The organism is Variovorax sp. P4_B10, from assembly GCF_056402375.1.
Window position 1 is genome coordinate 1 of sequence record NZ_JBFUHN010000114.1, and the last position, 15,463, is coordinate 15,463.

The window sequence follows — 15,463 nt, forward strand, 5'->3', positions numbered from 1 at the left end:
TCGGCAATGGTCAGGCCGGTCAGCGCCACGCGCAGACGGTTGCCCGGGGGTTCGTTCATCTGGCCGTAGACCATGGCCACCTTCGACTCCTCGAGCTTCTCGAGGTTCACGACGCCGGAGTCGGCCATCTCGTGATAGAAGTCGTTGCCTTCACGGGTACGTTCACCCACACCGGCGAACACCGACAGACCCGAGTGAGCCTTGGCGATGTTGTTGATGAGTTCCATCATGTTCACGGTCTTGCCCACGCCGGCGCCGCCGAACAGGCCCACCTTGCCGCCCTTGGCGAACGGGCACACCAGGTCGATCACCTTGATGCCGGTTTCCAGCAGGTCTTGCGAGGGCGACAGCTCGTCGTACGCAGGGGCCTTGCGGTGGATGGACGCAGTGAGGTCCTGGCTCACTTCGCCGCGCTCGTCGATCGGACGGCCGAGCACGTCCATGATGCGGCCGAGCGTGGCCTTGCCGACCGGCACGGTGATGGGCGCGCCGGTGTTGGTGACGATCAGGCCGCGACGCAGGCCGTCGGACGAGCCCAGCGCGATGGTACGCACGATGCCGTCGCCGAGCTGCTGCTGAACTTCGAGGGTCAGCCCGCCGCCTTCGAATTTCAAGGCGTCGTACACCTTGGGCATCTGGTCACGCGGGAACTCCACGTCGACCACGGCGCCGATACATTGGACAATTTTTCCTTCAGCCATGGCGTTTCCTTCTGGATGGATCTCAATAAATTTGCGACAGGTTCTTGCAGAAGCGTCCTGATGCCAAAACGGGCCGCTTTTGCAAGAATGCCGGACGGGCCGGCACCCTTGAACTCAGATACTTCTTCCGATCAGCACTTCATGGCCGTCGCTTGTGCAGCGAAGGCGTCCGAAGCAGCCTTGCAGGCCTGGCCCAGCGCAGCCTTGTCGGCACCCATCGAAGCCCAGGTGGCCTTGGTCTGATCGAGGCCCGACTTCATCGCATCGGCGGCGGCGCCGCTTTGCGAGGACACGCAGGTCTGCACCTTGGCCAGGTAGTCGTTGCACTCTTGCGGCAGGTCGGCGGCCGATGCCGTCGGGGCTGCAGCAGGCGCTGCGGCGGGAGCCGGAGCGGGCGCAGGTGCGGCGGCAGGAGCCGGTGCAGCGGCGGGCGCCTCTTCCTTCTTGGAGCAAGCAGTCAGAGCGGCAGCAACGGCCACCAGTACGAGAAGTTTCTTCATTTGTGCGGAATCCCCTAAAAAGTAGGCCTGGGTTACCGGACGCACAGCGTGCAGCCGATCGGCAATGTGGCCTGTTGCATTGCCTCGATCAAACACCGGCGGCTGCAGCAGCGCCCGACACGATTTCCGAGAGTTCCTTGGTGATGCCGGCCTGGCGGGTCTTGTTGTAGACCAGCTTCAGCTCGTCGATCACGTTGCCTGCGTTGTCGGTGGCCGCCTTCATGGCCACCATCCGCGCCGAGTGCTCGGACGCCATGTTCTCGGCCACGGCCTGGTAGACCAGCGACTCGACATAGCGAACCAGCAACTCGTCGATCACGCTTTGCGCATCGGGCTCGTAGATGTAGTCCCACGAATGCTGGCCCGCCTCGACTTGCAGCGAGTCTGCGGCCAGCGGCAGCAGTTGCTCGACAAGCGGCTCCTGCTTGATCGTGTTGATGAACTTCGTGTAGCACAGGTACACGGCCGAGAGCTTGCCTTCCGCATAGGCGTCGAGCAGCGTCTTGACCGGGCCGATGAGCTTGTCGAGATGCGGCGTGTCGCCCAGGTGGGTGACATGCGCGACCACGCGCGCGCCGATGCGATTCAGGAAGCCCAGGCCCTTGCTGCCGATGGCGACCGACTCGATGRCAACGCCGGCGCCCTGCGCCTCGCGCAGCTTGGTCGTGACGGCGCGCAGCAGGTTGGTGTTCAAGCCACCGCACAGGCCCTTGTCGCTCGTCACGATGATGAAGCCGACAGCCTTCGCGTCGTTCTTCTTCATGAACGCGTGCGTGTACTCCGGGTTCGCCTTGCCAAGGTTGGCCGCGATGTTGCGGATTTTCTCGCTGTAGGGGCGGGCGGCACGCATGCGCTCTTGCGCCTTGCGCATCTTGGAAACCGAGACCATTTCCATGGCCTTGGTGATCTTCTTGGTGTTTTCCACCGATTTGATCTTGCCGCGGATTTCCTTACCAGCTGCCATAAGAGCTCCTTCTTGCGTCGGTCAAGGGGTCGATCAGGCGAACGACTTCTTGAACGAGGTGGCGGCGGCCAACAGTTCGGCTTCGGCGTCCTGGCAAACCTTCTTGAAGGCTTGCTTTTCCGCGCTGTCGTCCGGCTTGGCCGGCTTGACGTCCCACTTGGCACCGTTCTTTTCCATGGTGTCGAGCAGGGCAGCGTGGCTCGTCTTCAGCAGCTGATGGAAGCCGTGTTCGAACGAGAGCACCTTCTTGACGTCGATGTCGTCCATGAAGCCCTTGTTCACTGCGAACAGCGTGGCATTCATCAGCGAGATCGGCAGCGGGCTGTACTGGGCCTGCTTCAGCAGTTCCGTCACGCGCGCACCGCGGTCGAGTTGCTTGCGGGTCGCTTCGTCGAGGTCGGAAGCGAACTGCGCGAACGCGGCCAGTTCACGGTACTGGGCCAGGTCGGTACGAATACCGCCCGACTGGTTCTTGATCAGGTTGGTCTGCGCCGACGAACCCACGCGCGACACCGAGATACCGGCGTTGATGGCGGGGCGGATACCGGCGTTGAACAGGTTGGTTTCCAGGAAGATCTGGCCGTCGGTGATCGAGATCACGTTGGTCGGAACGAAGGYGGACACGTCGCCGGCTTGCGTTTCGATGATCGGCAGTGCGGTCAGCRAACCGGTCTTGCCCTTGACTTCACCCTTGGTGAAGGCTTCGACGTAATCGGCATTCACGCGGGCTGCGCGCTCGAGCAGACGGCTGTGGAGATAGAACACGTCGCCGGGGTAGGCTTCGCGGCCTGGCGGGCGGCGCAGCAGCAGCGACACCTGGCGGTAGGCCACGGCCTGCTTGGACAGGTCGTCATAGACGATCAGCGCGTCCTGGCCGCGGTCGCGGAAGTATTCGCCCATCGTGCAGCCCGAGTAGGCCGACACGTACTGCATGGCAGCCGATTCGGAGGCCGATGCGGCCACCACGATGGTGTAGTCCATCGCACCGGCTTGTTCCAGGGCGCGCACCACGTTCTTGATCGACGAAGCCTTCTGGCCGATCGCGACGTAGACGCAGGTCATGTTCTGACCCTTCTGGTTGATGATCGCGTCGATCGCCACGGCGGTCTTGCCGGTCTGGCGGTCGCCGATGATCAGTTCGCGCTGGCCACGGCCGATCGGCACCATCGAGTCGATCGACTTGAGGCCGGTCTGCATCGGCTGGTCGACGGACTTCCGCGCGATCACGCCCGGCGCAACCTTTTCGATCACGTCGGTCATCTTGGCGTTGATCGGGCCCTTGCCGTCGATCGGCTGACCCAGCGCATTCACCACGCGGCCGATGAGTTCGGGGCCGACCGGCACTTCCAGGATGCGGCCCGTGCACTTGACGGTGTCGCCTTCGGAGATGTGCTCGTACTCGCCCAGAATCACGGCGCCGACCGAGTCGCGCTCGAGATTCAGTGCGAGGCCGAACGACGGCGTGCCGTCGGCGCTGGGCGGGAATTCAAGCATTTCGCCCTGCATTGCATCGGACAGGCCGTGCACGCGCACGATACCGTCGGTCACCGAAACCACGGTGCCCTCGTTGCGGATGTTGGCGCTGACCCCGAGGCCCTCGATGCGGCTCTTGATCAGTTCGGAAATTTCTGCGGGATTGAGTTGCATGACTCTTTCCTTCTTTCTTTGTAAGGGGCTGGAGGCCGTCAGGCAGCCAGCGCAACTTTCATTTGTTCAAGGCGCGCTTTGACGGAGGTGTCGAGCACCTCGTCGCCGACCACCACACGAATGCCGCCGATCAGTTCCGGCTCTTGCTGGACCGTGACCTGGAGCTTGCGACCGAAACGCTTTTCGAGCGCGGTCGACACAGTGGCCAGGGCCGCGGCATCGATCGGGAAGGCGCTGTAGACCACGGCGTCGGAAGAACCGCTCTTCGCGTTGGCCAGTGCCCGGAACTGCTTCGCAATTTCCGGCAGCACCGAAAAACGCCCGTTCTCGAGGAGCGCACCCAGGAAGTTCTGGGCATGAGCGGCCAACGGCGCACCGAAGGCACCGGCGACCACACCGAGAACCTGCTCGGCCGTGGCCTTGGGGTTATCGGCGAACTGCTGGAGCTCCGGATTGGCCGCGATGGCGGCAATCTTTTCGAGCCAGGCGCCGGCTCCGGCGACGTCGGACGACGACGCCTTGAAAAGCGCCTCGGCGTAGGGGCGTGCAATGGTGGCGAGTTCTGCCATGGCTTCTATCAGAGTTCGGTCTGYAGACGGGCGAGCAAATCGGCGTGAACGCCCGCATTCACTTCCTTGCGCAGAATCTGCTCTGCGCCCTTGACGGCCAGTGCGGCAACCTGCTCGCGCAGGGCTTCACGGGCCTTCAGTGCCTGCTGGTCGGCTTCGACACGTGCAGCTGCAACGATCTTGTTGCCTTCTTCGGTCGCGCGGGCCTTGGCCTCTTCAACGATGGCCTGGGCGCGACGTTCGGCGTCGGCAAGACGTTGTGCGGACTCGTTGCGCGCCTGACCCAGCTCGGCTTCCACGCGCTTGTTGGCGGCGGACAGCTCGGACTTGGCCTTGTCGGCGGCAGCGAGGCCTTCGGCGATCTTCGCAGCGCGGTCGTCCAGCGCCTTCGCGATCGGCGGCCACACGAACTTCATCGTGAACCCGACCAGGATCAGGAACACGATCATCTGAACGATCAGGGTACCGGTAATGCTCACTTTTCACCCTCTCTTTGGGATTGAATGCGAAGCCATTCCACAGAGGGGAACGACGACACGGGTCCGACGAGAAAGACTTACTTCGGCAGGTTGGCGATTTGAGCCAGGAACGGGTTGGCCGTTGCGAACCACAGGGCGATACCGGTGCCGATAATGAAAGCGGCGTCGATCAGACCAGCCAGCAGGAACATCTTGGTTTGAAGTTCGCCCATGAGTTCAGGCTGACGTGCGGCCGACTCGAGGTACTTGCTGCCCATGATGCCGATGCCGATACATGCGCCCACAGCGCCCAGACCGATGATCAGGCCGGCGGCCAGTGCAACAAAGCTAATAACTTCCATGATGACTCCTAGAGGACTTTGGTTGAAGAGAAAACGAAAAACAAAAACGAAACTGGATGATCAGTGGTGATCGTGGGCCTGGCCGATGTAGACCAGCGTCAGCATCATGAACACGAAGGCTTGCAGCGTGATGATCAGGATGTGGAAGATGGCCCAGGCCGTGCCCGCGACGATGTGGCCGATGGCCAGGCCGATGCCGGTGGCCGACAGCGTGAAGGCGCCACCCATCAGGGCGATCAGCAGGAAGATCAACTCGCCGGCGTACATGTTGCCGAACAGACGCATGCCGTGCGAGACCGTCTTGGCGACGAACTCGATCATCTGCATGGCGAAGTTGAAGGGGTACAGCGCCCAGTGGTTGCCGAAGGGTGCGGTGAACAGCTCGTGAATCCAGCCACCGGCGCCCTTGATCTTGATGTTGTAGAAGATGCAGATCAGCAGCACGGCCACCGACATGCCCATGGTCACCGAGAGGTCGGCGGTGGGCACGACGCGCAGGTAGGCGTGGTGCGGGTCATGGCCGGCGATGCCGAAGACCTGGGCCCAGATGGCCGGGAACAAATCGACCGGGAACAGGTCCATTGCGTTCAGCAGGAAGATCCAGACGAAGATGGTGAGCGCCAGCGGAGCGACGAACTTGCGGCTCGTGGCGTTGTGGACGATGCCCTTGGCTTGCTGGTCGACCATTTCGACCAGCAACTCGACCGCCGCCTGGAAGCGACCCGGAACGCCCGACGTGGCCTTGCGTGCAGCGAGCCAGAGCAGCCAGCAACCCAGGATGCCCAGAGCGATGGAGAAAAAGAGCGAGTCGAAGTTGAAAACGGAAAGGTCGGCCACACCTCCAGGCTTGGAGCTTTGCAGGTGCGTCAAGTGGTGAACGATGTATTCACCCGCGGTCTGACCATGTTCCGCAGCGTTTTCAGCAGCCATTCCGTTACTCGTCTCTCTGTTGCCGGCGCCGGGGCGAGAACATCACCGCCAACCAGGCCGCCTTCATTGTCACCACCAAGCCGACCAGCATTGCAGGCCAGCTCAGCGCCGTTATCAGCCTTGGCGCGGCGATCAGCATCGCCACGGACAAGGCCATCTTGACCATTTCCCAGAGGAAGAACCCAAACACCGCAGTGCCCGGATTCAGGGAAGAAAACCGACCGGTCAGCCCGCGTGCGAATACCGCCGATGGAATGACCACGGCGATCGCGCCATATGCGGCGGACCAACCCAGATTTTGCCTCCCCGTCAGTCCCCAGATGGCCAGAGCCACCACCAGACCGACAACCAACTGACCCGCGACCACCCGCCAAGGGGAGACCGAAGGGTTCTTTGCTCGCAGTTCACGCGCCTCATCGGCGGTCAACGGCTTGAATTCTGCGTCGAGGTCTTCAGTGACCTCCCTGTCTTGCCGGGCAATTGTTTTCATGTCGAATGAAGCCCGGATGACGACCCAGAATTTCTACAAAGCCATTGATTATAAGTAAAAACCCAGCCTGTCCGGCCACAGGCGCTGTCACGTTTGCAAAACGGTGGTCGCATGACCTGACGAGAGCCCGACTCGGCGCGCACAACCATAATTCCGTCATGCACCCTATCACCGACGCCCTGCCCGCCACGCTTTGTTACCTCGGTGGCGAGTACACCGCGCTGCGCGACGCGAAGATCAGCGTACTCGATCGTGGCTTCATTTTCGGCGACGGCATCTACGAGGTCGTTCCCGTCTACGGCGGCCAGCCCTTCTGCTTCGAGGAGCACATGGCGCGCCTCGATCGATCGCTGGCCGAACTACAGATTGTCAACCCGCTCTCGCTCGCGCAGTGGCGCGACATCGTGATGCGGCTGACCGCGCCCGGCGGCGACGAGCCTCAGGCCGTCTACTTCCAGATCACCCGCGGCGTGGCGCCGCGCGACCACGCGATGATCAAGGGCCTCAAGCCCACGGTGTTCGTGATGGTGAATCCGCTGCCGCCCGTGTCCGAAGCGGTGCGCGCCAAAGGCGTGGCCTGCGTGAGCGCGGACGACTTCCGCTGGCAGAAGGCGCACATCAAGAGCACCAGCCTGCTGGGTGCCGTGCTCTCGCGACAGATCAGTGTCGAGGCGGGCGCAGCGGACACCATCATGTTCCGAGGCGACTGGCTCAGCGAGGCCTCGTCGAGCAATGTGTGGATCGTGAAGGACGGCGTGCTCATCGGGCCGCCCAAGGACAACCTCGTGCTGACCGGCATCCGCTACGGCTTGCTCGAACGCCTGTGCCAGGAGGGCGGCATTCCCTTCGCCCTGCGGCGCGTCTCGCAGGGCGAGGTGTTCGGCGCCGACGAGCTGCTGCTGTCCTCGGCCAGCAAGGAAGTGCTGCCCGTCGTCACGCTCGACGGCAAGACCATTGGCAACGGCCATCCCGGCCCCATCTACAAGCGCTTGTATGCCGCCTACCAACAGGCCAAGCAACGCAACGCACAGAAGCAAGGAGCCCCGGCATGACCGAGAACACCACCGACACAGTCGACACACCCATTCCCGATCCGCGCAAGGAGTCGCTGATCGAGTACCCCTCGCAGTTTCCGATCAAGGTGATGGGCGTGAAGACCGACGGCCTCGTGCACGCCATCACGCAGATCGCCGAGCGCTTCGACCCGGCCTTCGACGCCACCACCGTCGAGTTGCGCGACAGCAAGGCCGGCAACTACCTCGGCGTGACGATCACTGTCACCGCCACCAGCCGCGAGCAACTCGACGACCTGTACCGCGCGCTGTCGTCGCACCCATCGGTCAAGGTCGTTCTTTGAGGCCTGGATGCCGGTGGCAGATCACCCGATGAGCACCGCCATCGCCCCGCAGTGGCTGGGTCGCGCCGACTATGTCGGGACCTATGCCGCGATGAAGCGGTTCACGCAGGAGCGCTCGCCGGAAACGGCCGATGCGCTATGGATTTGCGAGCACGCCCCGGTCTACACGCAAGGGCTCGCCGGCAAGCAGGACCACATCCTGAACCCCGGCGACATCCCCGTGGTGCAGACCGACCGCGGCGGACAAGTCACCTTCCACGGCCCCGGCCAAGTGGTGGCCTATCCGCTGATCGACCTGCGCCGCGCCGGCTATTTCGTCAAGGAATACGTCTACCGCATCGAGGAATCGGTGCTGCGCACGCTCGCCCACTTCGGCGTGACCGGCCACCGCGTGCCGGGCGCGCCGGGCATCTACGTACGGCTCGATGACCCGTTCTCTCACGCCGCGCTGACCGGTCCGCTGCCCGCCGGCGACCCGTTCCGCGGCCTCGGCAAGATCGCAGCGCTCGGCATCAAGGTGAGCCGCCACGCCACTTACCACGGCGTGGCGCTCAATGTCGACATGGACCTCGAACCCTTCTCCCGCATCAACCCTTGCGGCTACGCGGGGCTGCAAACGGTCGACCTTTCTACAATCGGCATCCAAACCACATGGGAAGAAGCTGCCCGGGTCCTGAGCCAGAAGCTCACCACCTACCTGGCGCCCTAGCAATCCAATGAGCACCACCGAAGTCGTCCCGTCCCCCGTAGTGAGAGAGGCGCAAAGCGCCGAAAACTACAACCCGCTGGCCAAGCAGAAGGCCGCGGCCAAGCTCTCGCGCATCCCCGTCAAGGTGATCCAGGGCGGCGAAGTGCTCAAGAAGCCGGACTGGATCCGCGTGAAGGCCGGCAGCCCCACCACGCGCTTCTACGAGATCAAGCAGATCCTGCGCGAGAGCAACCTGCACACCGTCTGCGAAGAAGCCTCGTGCCCGAACATCGGCGAATGCTTCGGCAACGGCACGGCCACCTTCATGATCATGGGCGACAAGTGCACCCGGCGCTGCCCGTTCTGCGACGTGGGCCACGGCCGCCCCGACCCGCTCGACAAGGACGAGCCGCTCAACCTCGCGAAGACCATCGCGAAACTGCGCCTGAAGTACGTGGTGATCACCAGCGTCGACCGCGACGACCTGCGCGACGGCGGCAGCCAGCATTTCGTCGATTGCATCACCAACATCCGCGAGCTCTCGCCGATGACGCAGATCGAGATCCTGGTGCCCGACTTCCGCGGCCGCGACGACCGTGCGCTCGAGATCCTCAAGGCCGCACCGCCGGACGTGATGAACCACAACCTCGAGACCGCGCCGCGCCTCTACAAGGAAGCACGCCCCGGCAGCGACTACCAGTTCAGCCTGAACCTGCTGAAGAAGTTCAAGGCGCTGCACCCCGACGTGCCGACCAAGAGCGGCATCATGGTGGGCCTGGGCGAAACCGACGAAGAGATCCTGCAGGTGATGCGCGACATGCGCGCCCACGACATCGACATGCTGACCATCGGCCAGTACCTGTCACCGTCGGGCTCGCACCTGCCGGTGCGTCGCTATGTGCACCCGGACACCTTCAAGATGTTCGAGGAAGAGGCCTACAAGATGGGCTTCAGCCATGCGGCCGTGGGGGCGATGGTGCGGTCGAGCTATCACGCGGATCAGCAGGCGCACGCGGCTGGGGTGTAGGCAGATACGGCGGATCGACGTGTCGGTCGGAATCGCAGACGAGCGAGTGTCCTAAAGAGCTTCGGTACGGACTGTCAATGCCCCATTGCCAGGAGGTCGAACCGCGTCCTGGATGACAGGCATCACCTCTCCACCGTCAGCCGTGGCATCGACCGCGCAAAGTCTGCGAGATCCTTTGGGTAGACCAGATGTTCGCGGAAGGGCGCATCGTCCACGTCGTAGAGGTAGGCAACAGCCGCCGCCTCGAATGCCCAGTAGCCGAAGTAGCCCCCGGCACCCCGGGGCGACTGGTTCTTGTGACTGTTGTACCAGCCCGTGCCCTTCATGCCGAGGTACCACGCCTTGAGGAAAGCCCGATGTCTTCTTGCTTTTCTTCCATGGGGCGTTTTTTCAGCTGTGGCATCGAGCAAGATGCCGTACGGCACTTCGTGGTAGCCCGTCTCGAGGTAAGGGCGGTCTGGCAAATACGCTCCGAGGAAGTCTTCGACCAATGCATCGTTTTCGTCGGGGGCACCACCCTTGAACAGTGAGTGAACAACGGGGATCAGGTCTTCGCGATGCAGAAGAATCGCCAGCGATAACAGCGCCACCACTCGGACGTAGTCGTCTTTGTGCTTGAAGTCGAAGAGCGGCATCGCCGGCTCTTTTTCGTAGATGCGGTTGAAATCGGCGGCCTCCTTGTACGCCTGAACAATAGCGCCGAACTTTTTTCGCAACTCGTCAATCGGTTGGCCAGCGGTGTAGTCCCGCGACATCATTTCATACAGTTCGTCCGCCTTGCGAAGATGTTCGAGGCAGCGCATCTCGTCCGACAGATTGCCATGGAGAAGTGCGTGCTCTATGTCATTCATCGTGTGAGTGACATCAAACTCCTTCAAGAAGAGCTAATAGCTTTCATCCAGGAATTGCTGGCGCCGACTGAGGTGAAAAGGAGGGAGGGACGACTTAATCATGGCGTTGACGCTCCGGGAGAACCTGCATTTTGTGAGCTACGACTGAGCTCCTCGGCATTGAGTGGGCATCACCAAACTCTCTTGTGATCGTGTGCCCGGCCCGTCAGTGTCCCTCCGACTGATTGGCATCCCACTGCCAGAGGGTGGCGCCATAGTCGCTGTCTTCGATGACGGGCATGACCTCGCCGGCCTCGAAGTGGCGGCGGCTGCCGACCTTGGCGGGCGTGAACCACCAGCCGGCTTGGGGACACGGCTCACCGCCGGGGCGGCTGAGCTTGACCGACGTCGCGTCATTCGTTTCCAGCGGCGCATCCGGCGAACTGGTCCAGCGGTCTTCGGCGCGCAGCTTGCGGCCGTAGGCCACCAGGTCCTTCGGATACACCATGTGATCGATCGTGCGGTCGTCGAGGTCGAGCAGATAGCAGGTCGCACCGGCCTCGAAGGCCCAGTAGCCGTAGTAGAACGAACGGTCGTTCTCGATCTTGAGGTGGGCGTTGTACCAGCGCGCGCCGTCCTGGTGCTTGTACCAATTCTTCAGGTAGTCCTTGACCAAAGCGACGGCCTTGGCGTCATCGTCCTCGAAGTAGGCCTCGACCAGCGTGCTGTAAGGCTCATCGTGCAGCACCTCCCGCATGTCTTCCTGCGGGTCGTCCACGTAGGTCGAAATCAGCTGCTCGTACAACGCGTCGGCGTAGCGGTTGAAGACCATCGCCTTGACGATGCGCCTGGCCGAACGGGAGTCGCGCAGCATGATGGCGACGCTGAGCAGTTGCAGCGCGTTCTCGTACACGATCTGGTTGTCGAAATCGACGGCGCAGATTTCGAGGTGCGTGGTGACACCCTGCTGCTTGTCTTCCTCCGCGTACTTGTCCTTCAGGTACTGCCGATAGGGAATGTTCGCATCGTTCCAGCGCACGAACTCGTCCACGATGCCGGTGAGTTGAGGGGCCAACACATCGAGGTCGACACCCGCCGTGTAGTCGAGCATCCAGAGCCAGAATTTCACGTTGTACGCCGATTGCCTGGCAGCAACGGAACTCATGGTGCCGACTTTCTGCTCCTGCACGTCTTCGGTCGTGATCGCGATAGCCTCAAGCTGCTTGTTGCGAATGTTCTCGTACAACGCCTTGTAAAGATACTGCTGGCGCCGACGCAGGTGCATCTCGTCGGGTTCAGGCAGCAGGGAAGGCTTCTTGGGTTTGCTCATTGCTTTCTGCCCTTACGCGATGTGGGTGAGGTAGATGGCTGTTGTGTTTGAGGTTCCGATGACGGTTGTTGGGTCGGCGCCAGCGCCTTGACCCGGTCATAGCGTTCCGCCACCCCGTCAATCTCCGCAGCCGTGAAAATGTCCGATGGCGTGTGATCGGCCTTGTGCTGGTCGTGTAGCGCCAGATCGTAAGGGTCGCCGCCTGCCAGTTGGCGCCTCGCCACCTCGGCGCTGGCGACGACATGCTCAGGCATGCCAGGCGCCATGGCTTTCTTCAACGGCCCGCCCGCTGCTGACGTGTAGTCCCTGGGCGGGCTGGTGCCGGGGATTGCGAAGTAGACATAGACCCAGCGGTTGACTTCGTTATTCATCCAAAGCGAGCGCTCTACGCCGGCATGCAGCCACGCATCCGACATCTGCAACCCCTTCTTCGGCTGCGACAGCATGCACCACAGGGCCACCTGCCGCTCGGTCATGCTCCTGCGCGGTCCAGTGGATCGCCTCGCCCGCAAACACCGTGGCACTCGCGGGCGTGGCCATGTTCAGGCTCATGGCCGCRTCGAGCACCATGAGCGGCCGGGCGAAGGCGGGSACRGGGTCCTGGCTCTGCCGTGATTCCGCACCTTCTCCACCTTTGGGCTCCCGGGCATCCTGGCCGTTGACGCTGCCGGGGTAGTGGCCGTTCTTCTTCGGGTCGAGGTCGTCGATGAGCGGTTGCAGCAGCGCCGTCGCACCCAGCGCCAGCGCCTTGACGCCGCCGGCCGCGCCCGACAGGTTCTGCGCTTCGCGCAGCGCGCCCGCGAGCTGGCCGCACACGCTCGTTGTGTCCTGCACGCTGCCCGCWGCYCTCTCCTGGGCCAGYGTCGAAATCAGCAGGCCTGGCCCCGTGCCTTTTCTTGTGCCACCTCGAACTGAAATCTCAGAGCTTCGGTGCAGACTGATCGACGTCCCATTGCCAGAACGTCGAGCCGTAGTCACTGCCCTCGATGACCGGCATCACATCACCTTGTTTGAAATAACGCCGACTTCCCTTCAGTGCAGGCGTGAACCACCAGCCTGCTTGTGGGCACGCCTCGCCGCCGGGTGTGCGGCCCGGGCCTGACGGTAAGGCTTCTGTTCGATGCTCGCGCGCCCAATCCACAAGGTCCTTCGGATAGACCAAATGGTCACGATAGCTGCTGTCGTCGAGGTCCCACAGCACCGTGACCAATGCCGCCTCGAAGGCCCAGTAACCGAAGTACGACGAGCCCTCCTTGTCAGTGTGCGTGCCGTGCCAATAGCAGTCCTTCATGTTCTTGTACCAGCCGTCCAGGAATTCCTTGACCAGTGCGGGGCGGTCCTCGGCATGCTCTGCGATCACGGCCTTGCCCAACGGGGCATAAGGCGCAAGGTGCAGGATGTAGCGCCCCGGGTCTTCCATCGCGCCCGTGAGCTTGCCCACGATCTGTTCGAAGAGGGTGTCACGGCCCCGGCTGAATTCGCGGCCGATGTCCAGCCAACTCAGAACCTTGGGTACCAAATCGGCATGGCCCAGCAGCTTGCACAGGGCCAGAAGCCACATGACATATACGTAGGCCTCGATCTGCGTGATGGTGAGGGTGCGAGCTTCGCTTGGAGGCGGATTGTTGAAAGGGATGTATCGGTCAAATGCTTCGATGACGGAGGGAAGCTCGCGTGACAAGCTCTCGATAGGGCGGCCTGCGGTGTAGCGAAGGATGAGGAGTTCAAGGGAATAGGTTGCCGCCATCCAAGCGGATTTGCGTCGTGCTTCCTCGCGGAGATCCGGGTTGCCAACTCTTTCGGTGTAGCGTCGAATTCCGAATGTCAGATCGTCATCCCGTTCATTCGCGTGCGACTCGCTCAGGAATTTTTGCCGTCGCATGTCCTTGAATGCCATGTTGTAGTGCCCTTTTCAGATATTGCCGCCAGCGCTTCCTAGGCTTTTGCGCGGTTTTGGTCTCTTGCTTTCCAAGTCCATCCCTGATGCGATCACATCAATGAGCACGTACAGCTTTGCGTTGCTCCCGACAGGGCCAGGCAAGCAGACGAAAATCCAACGGGCGTAACCTGCGTCCTCTATCTGCTCAGCTTTTGCCTGTCGAAAGTCCCTGTTGGCGGCCTTTGGGTATTGCCTATTCAACGCCTGTGGAATGCGCGGCTCCGTCCAGTCGGCCCCCATCTGCCGCCCATCACAAGTGTTCTTCAGCCGATTCTTCGTCTCATCCTTGATCCCCTCGGTGTCCTTCTCATCGAACCCCTTTGCAATGTTCTTGGCCTCGAACACCACGAACTTCGGATAGGTGCTCTGCGGCGGCTTGCCCGCAAAGTCGTAGCGCGTTTGTGGCGGCTTGGCATTTGGCGGGATAAAGACCAGCTTGCCCGGCTTGGGTTGCGTCACCTGCGTGGGCATCGGGTTGGGCTGGTCGCCGGGTTCGTGCTTCTCGAATAGTCCATCGAGCCCGCGCCCTTTGGGTGGATCGACCAAGCGCTTGTAAAGCAGCGCCTGCTCCATCAGCACGTAGCCGTCGTTCTCGCACTCAGCGCCGTTTTTCTGATTCTCTTCCTTCTGCGCCTTGCAGCGGTTGTTGGTTGTGTCGGTGTCGACCAGTGGTTTGGGCTCATCCAACGGCACCACGATCTCCGTGGGCGCGTCTTGCGGGGCGAGCTGGGGCCTGGCGCCGCCTTGAGGATCGGCCGGGGGTACTGCCGGCGCCGGGACTGGTGGGCGTCTGGGTGTGTCACCAGGGATCATCAATGGGACCAGCACGATGAGCCAGGGGTAGCGCAACAAGTAACGCAGCAAACTCTTTTCTGCCGCCTGCGCACCGGCCGGCGGCACGGGCGGCGGCACCAACCGCAGATTGGGCTTGGGCCGCGGCATGCGCGGATCATTGGCCGGCACGTCCGTGACCGGCCCGCCTGGCGGCACAGGCATCGGGTTAGCCTGCGCCAGCAGCACCGGCTCGCCCCAGGCGGCTCCCTGCAACGCCTTGTCCTGCGCCTGCACGATGTCCGCCCAGGCCTTTATCTCGCTTTGTGCCTTCGTCTTGGCGCCACCCCAGTCGAAGGACTCCACATAATGGCGCGCATCGCCATAGCTCTGACTGTGCATGAAGGCCTGCAACTCGCTCCAGGGTTGCCCTTGAGCGGCCATCTGCATCAAGGTGCAGGCCGCGCCGTAGCTAGGCATGAAACCGCCGAAGTACCAGCCCAATTGATCGGCGACCTGCGAGCGTTCGCCGCCACTCAGCACGTAGCTCAGGAAGTCCCGCGTCAGGTGCAGAAAGTCATCGTCGTTATGGAAACCCTTGACGCGCGACAGCCACTGGCCCGCGACCGCTTTGGCTGCGTCCGTTTGCCGGATGGCCTCCACGGGATAGAAGAGCCCCAGAAAGCGTTCGACCTCCACCACCGCCATGCGAACGGCATCCGACAGGTTCGGCTTGACCTGCTGAATAGGAATGGTGCGGGGAATCACGACATCAGCCCCTTCACCAGCGCAATGGCCGCATCGGCATCGCCGGCTGTACCGAAACGGTCATTCGGCCGCTTCGATTCGCCATCCCACTTGCGCTCGTCCTCGCCCCAGACGACTTTCGCCGATCCCGGC

18 protein-coding genes and 1 pseudogene are annotated in these 15,463 nt (G+C 62.4%); 4 read left to right on the top strand and 15 right to left on the bottom strand.

The genetic code is table 11. From position 1 onward, the window contains the following. The 9 genes and pseudogenes from AC1DXX_RS30840 to AC1DXX_RS30880 form a co-directional block, all read right to left on the bottom strand. Positions 1–701, bottom strand: a pseudogene (locus AC1DXX_RS30840) (F0F1 ATP synthase subunit beta); the annotation flags it as partial. Positions 702–832: 131 nt separating this feature from the next. Next, positions 833–1,201, bottom strand: coding sequence for a hypothetical protein (locus AC1DXX_RS30845; protein WP_478138010.1), 369 nt, complete (start codon positions 1,199–1,201; stop codon positions 833–835). A gap of 88 nt (positions 1,202–1,289) precedes the next feature. Continuing rightward, positions 1,290–2,165: a F0F1 ATP synthase subunit gamma gene (atpG, locus tag AC1DXX_RS30850; protein ID WP_478138011.1), complete on the bottom strand. Its 876-nt coding sequence runs from the start codon at positions 2,163–2,165 to the stop codon at positions 1,290–1,292. A gap of 33 nt (positions 2,166–2,198) precedes the next feature. Next, positions 2,199–3,812, bottom strand: a complete 1,614-nt coding sequence (gene atpA, locus AC1DXX_RS30855; protein WP_478138012.1) for a F0F1 ATP synthase subunit alpha — start codon at positions 3,810–3,812, stop codon at positions 2,199–2,201. Positions 3,813–3,850: 38 nt separating this feature from the next. Continuing rightward, entirely contained in the window at positions 3,851–4,381 is a 531-nt protein-coding gene (locus tag AC1DXX_RS30860; RefSeq protein WP_478138013.1) for a F0F1 ATP synthase subunit delta, read from the bottom strand. A gap of 8 nt (positions 4,382–4,389) precedes the next feature. Further along, positions 4,390–4,860, bottom strand: coding sequence for a F0F1 ATP synthase subunit B (locus AC1DXX_RS30865; protein WP_007830193.1), 471 nt, complete (start codon positions 4,858–4,860; stop codon positions 4,390–4,392). A 77-nt stretch (positions 4,861–4,937) separates the two neighbouring features. After that, positions 4,938–5,201, bottom strand: a complete 264-nt coding sequence (atpE, locus tag AC1DXX_RS30870; RefSeq protein WP_007830191.1) for a F0F1 ATP synthase subunit C — start codon at positions 5,199–5,201, stop codon at positions 4,938–4,940. A gap of 60 nt (positions 5,202–5,261) precedes the next feature. Next, complete coding sequence (atpB, locus tag AC1DXX_RS30875) at positions 5,262–6,131, bottom strand: F0F1 ATP synthase subunit A (protein ID WP_478138014.1); 870 nt, start codon at positions 6,129–6,131, stop codon at positions 5,262–5,264. 4 nt (positions 6,132–6,135) lie between these two features. Next, positions 6,136–6,621 carry an ATP synthase subunit I gene (locus tag AC1DXX_RS30880; RefSeq protein WP_478138015.1) on the bottom strand — a complete coding sequence of 162 codons (486 nt, stop codon included), beginning with the start codon at positions 6,619–6,621 and terminating at the stop codon, positions 6,136–6,138. A gap of 158 nt (positions 6,622–6,779) precedes the next feature. Between AC1DXX_RS30880 and AC1DXX_RS30885 the strand changes: the two genes are divergently transcribed. The 4 genes from AC1DXX_RS30885 to lipA are packed head-to-tail and all read left to right on the top strand — an operon-like array spanning position 6,780 to position 9,693. Continuing rightward, entirely contained in the window at positions 6,780–7,673 is an 894-nt protein-coding gene (locus AC1DXX_RS30885) for a D-amino acid aminotransferase (protein WP_478138016.1), read from the top strand. Next, positions 7,670–7,978 carry a YbeD family protein gene (locus tag AC1DXX_RS30890; protein ID WP_478138017.1) on the top strand — a complete coding sequence of 103 codons (309 nt, stop codon included), beginning with the start codon at positions 7,670–7,672 and terminating at the stop codon, positions 7,976–7,978. The genes AC1DXX_RS30885 and AC1DXX_RS30890 overlap by 4 nt, the downstream gene beginning before the upstream one ends. Positions 7,979–8,006: 28 nt before the next feature. Continuing rightward, positions 8,007–8,687 carry a lipoyl(octanoyl) transferase LipB gene (gene lipB, locus AC1DXX_RS30895; RefSeq protein ID WP_478138018.1) on the top strand — a complete coding sequence of 227 codons (681 nt, stop codon included), beginning with the start codon at positions 8,007–8,009 and terminating at the stop codon, positions 8,685–8,687. Between the two features lie 7 nt (positions 8,688–8,694). Continuing rightward, complete coding sequence (gene lipA, locus AC1DXX_RS30900) at positions 8,695–9,693, top strand: lipoyl synthase (protein WP_478138019.1); 999 nt, start codon at positions 8,695–8,697, stop codon at positions 9,691–9,693. Between the two features lie 122 nt (positions 9,694–9,815). On the opposite strand, the gene AC1DXX_RS30905 is transcribed toward lipA, so the two are convergent. The 6 genes from AC1DXX_RS30905 to AC1DXX_RS30930 form a co-directional block, all read right to left on the bottom strand. Continuing rightward, on the bottom strand, positions 9,816–10,571 hold the full coding sequence (locus AC1DXX_RS30905) for a PoNe immunity protein domain-containing protein (RefSeq protein ID WP_478138020.1): 756 nt from the start codon (positions 10,569–10,571) through the stop codon (positions 9,816–9,818). Between the two features lie 178 nt (positions 10,572–10,749). Next, positions 10,750–11,853 (bottom strand): PoNe immunity protein domain-containing protein, encoded by a 1,104-nt coding sequence (locus AC1DXX_RS30910; RefSeq protein WP_478138021.1) that lies wholly within the window; start codon positions 11,851–11,853, stop codon positions 10,750–10,752. Then, positions 11,850–12,224: a hypothetical protein gene (locus tag AC1DXX_RS30915; protein ID WP_478138022.1), complete on the bottom strand. Its 375-nt coding sequence runs from the start codon at positions 12,222–12,224 to the stop codon at positions 11,850–11,852. Before AC1DXX_RS30915 ends, AC1DXX_RS30910 begins: the two co-directional genes overlap by 4 nt. Beyond that, entirely contained in the window at positions 12,217–12,687 is a 471-nt protein-coding gene (locus AC1DXX_RS30920; RefSeq protein WP_478138023.1) for a hypothetical protein, read from the bottom strand. Before AC1DXX_RS30920 ends, AC1DXX_RS30915 begins: the two co-directional genes overlap by 8 nt. Positions 12,688–12,772: 85 nt before the next feature. After that, positions 12,773–13,750 carry a PoNe immunity protein domain-containing protein gene (locus AC1DXX_RS30925; RefSeq protein WP_478138024.1) on the bottom strand — a complete coding sequence of 326 codons (978 nt, stop codon included), beginning with the start codon at positions 13,748–13,750 and terminating at the stop codon, positions 12,773–12,775. Positions 13,751–13,765: 15 nt separating this feature from the next. Next, complete coding sequence (locus AC1DXX_RS30930) at positions 13,766–15,331, bottom strand: hypothetical protein (protein ID WP_478138025.1); 1,566 nt, start codon at positions 15,329–15,331, stop codon at positions 13,766–13,768. Positions 15,332–15,463 lie beyond the last annotated feature (132 nt).

Excerpts from the sequence above, each read along its gene's own strand:
- lipA (WP_478138019.1), top strand. The coding sequence starts at position 8,695 with ATGAGCACCACCGAAGTCGTCCCGTCCCCCGTAGTGAGAGAGGCGCAA.
- atpB (WP_478138014.1), bottom strand. The coding sequence starts at position 6,131 with ATGGCTGCTGAAAACGCTGCGGAACATGGTCAGACCGCGGGTGAATAC.
- atpE (WP_007830191.1), bottom strand. The coding sequence starts at position 5,201 with ATGGAAGTTATTAGCTTTGTTGCACTGGCCGCCGGCCTGATCATCGGT.
- AC1DXX_RS30910 (WP_478138021.1), bottom strand. The coding sequence starts at position 11,853 with ATGAGCAAACCCAAGAAGCCTTCCCTGCTGCCTGAACCCGACGAGATG.
- AC1DXX_RS30845 (WP_478138010.1), bottom strand. The coding sequence starts at position 1,201 with ATGAAGAAACTTCTCGTACTGGTGGCCGTTGCTGCCGCTCTGACTGCT.
- AC1DXX_RS30890 (WP_478138017.1), top strand. The coding sequence starts at position 7,670 with ATGACCGAGAACACCACCGACACAGTCGACACACCCATTCCCGATCCG.
- AC1DXX_RS30925 (WP_478138024.1), bottom strand. The coding sequence starts at position 13,750 with ATGGCATTCAAGGACATGCGACGGCAAAAATTCCTGAGCGAGTCGCAC.
- AC1DXX_RS30915 (WP_478138022.1), bottom strand. The coding sequence starts at position 12,224 with ATGAATAACGAAGTCAACCGCTGGGTCTATGTCTACTTCGCAATCCCC.
- lipB (WP_478138018.1), top strand. The coding sequence starts at position 8,007 with ATGAGCACCGCCATCGCCCCGCAGTGGCTGGGTCGCGCCGACTATGTC.
- AC1DXX_RS30880 (WP_478138015.1), bottom strand. The coding sequence starts at position 6,621 with ATGAAAACAATTGCCCGGCAAGACAGGGAGGTCACTGAAGACCTCGAC.
- AC1DXX_RS30860 (WP_478138013.1), bottom strand. The coding sequence starts at position 4,381 with ATGGCAGAACTCGCCACCATTGCACGCCCCTACGCCGAGGCGCTTTTC.
- AC1DXX_RS30885 (WP_478138016.1), top strand. The coding sequence starts at position 6,780 with ATGCACCCTATCACCGACGCCCTGCCCGCCACGCTTTGTTACCTCGGT.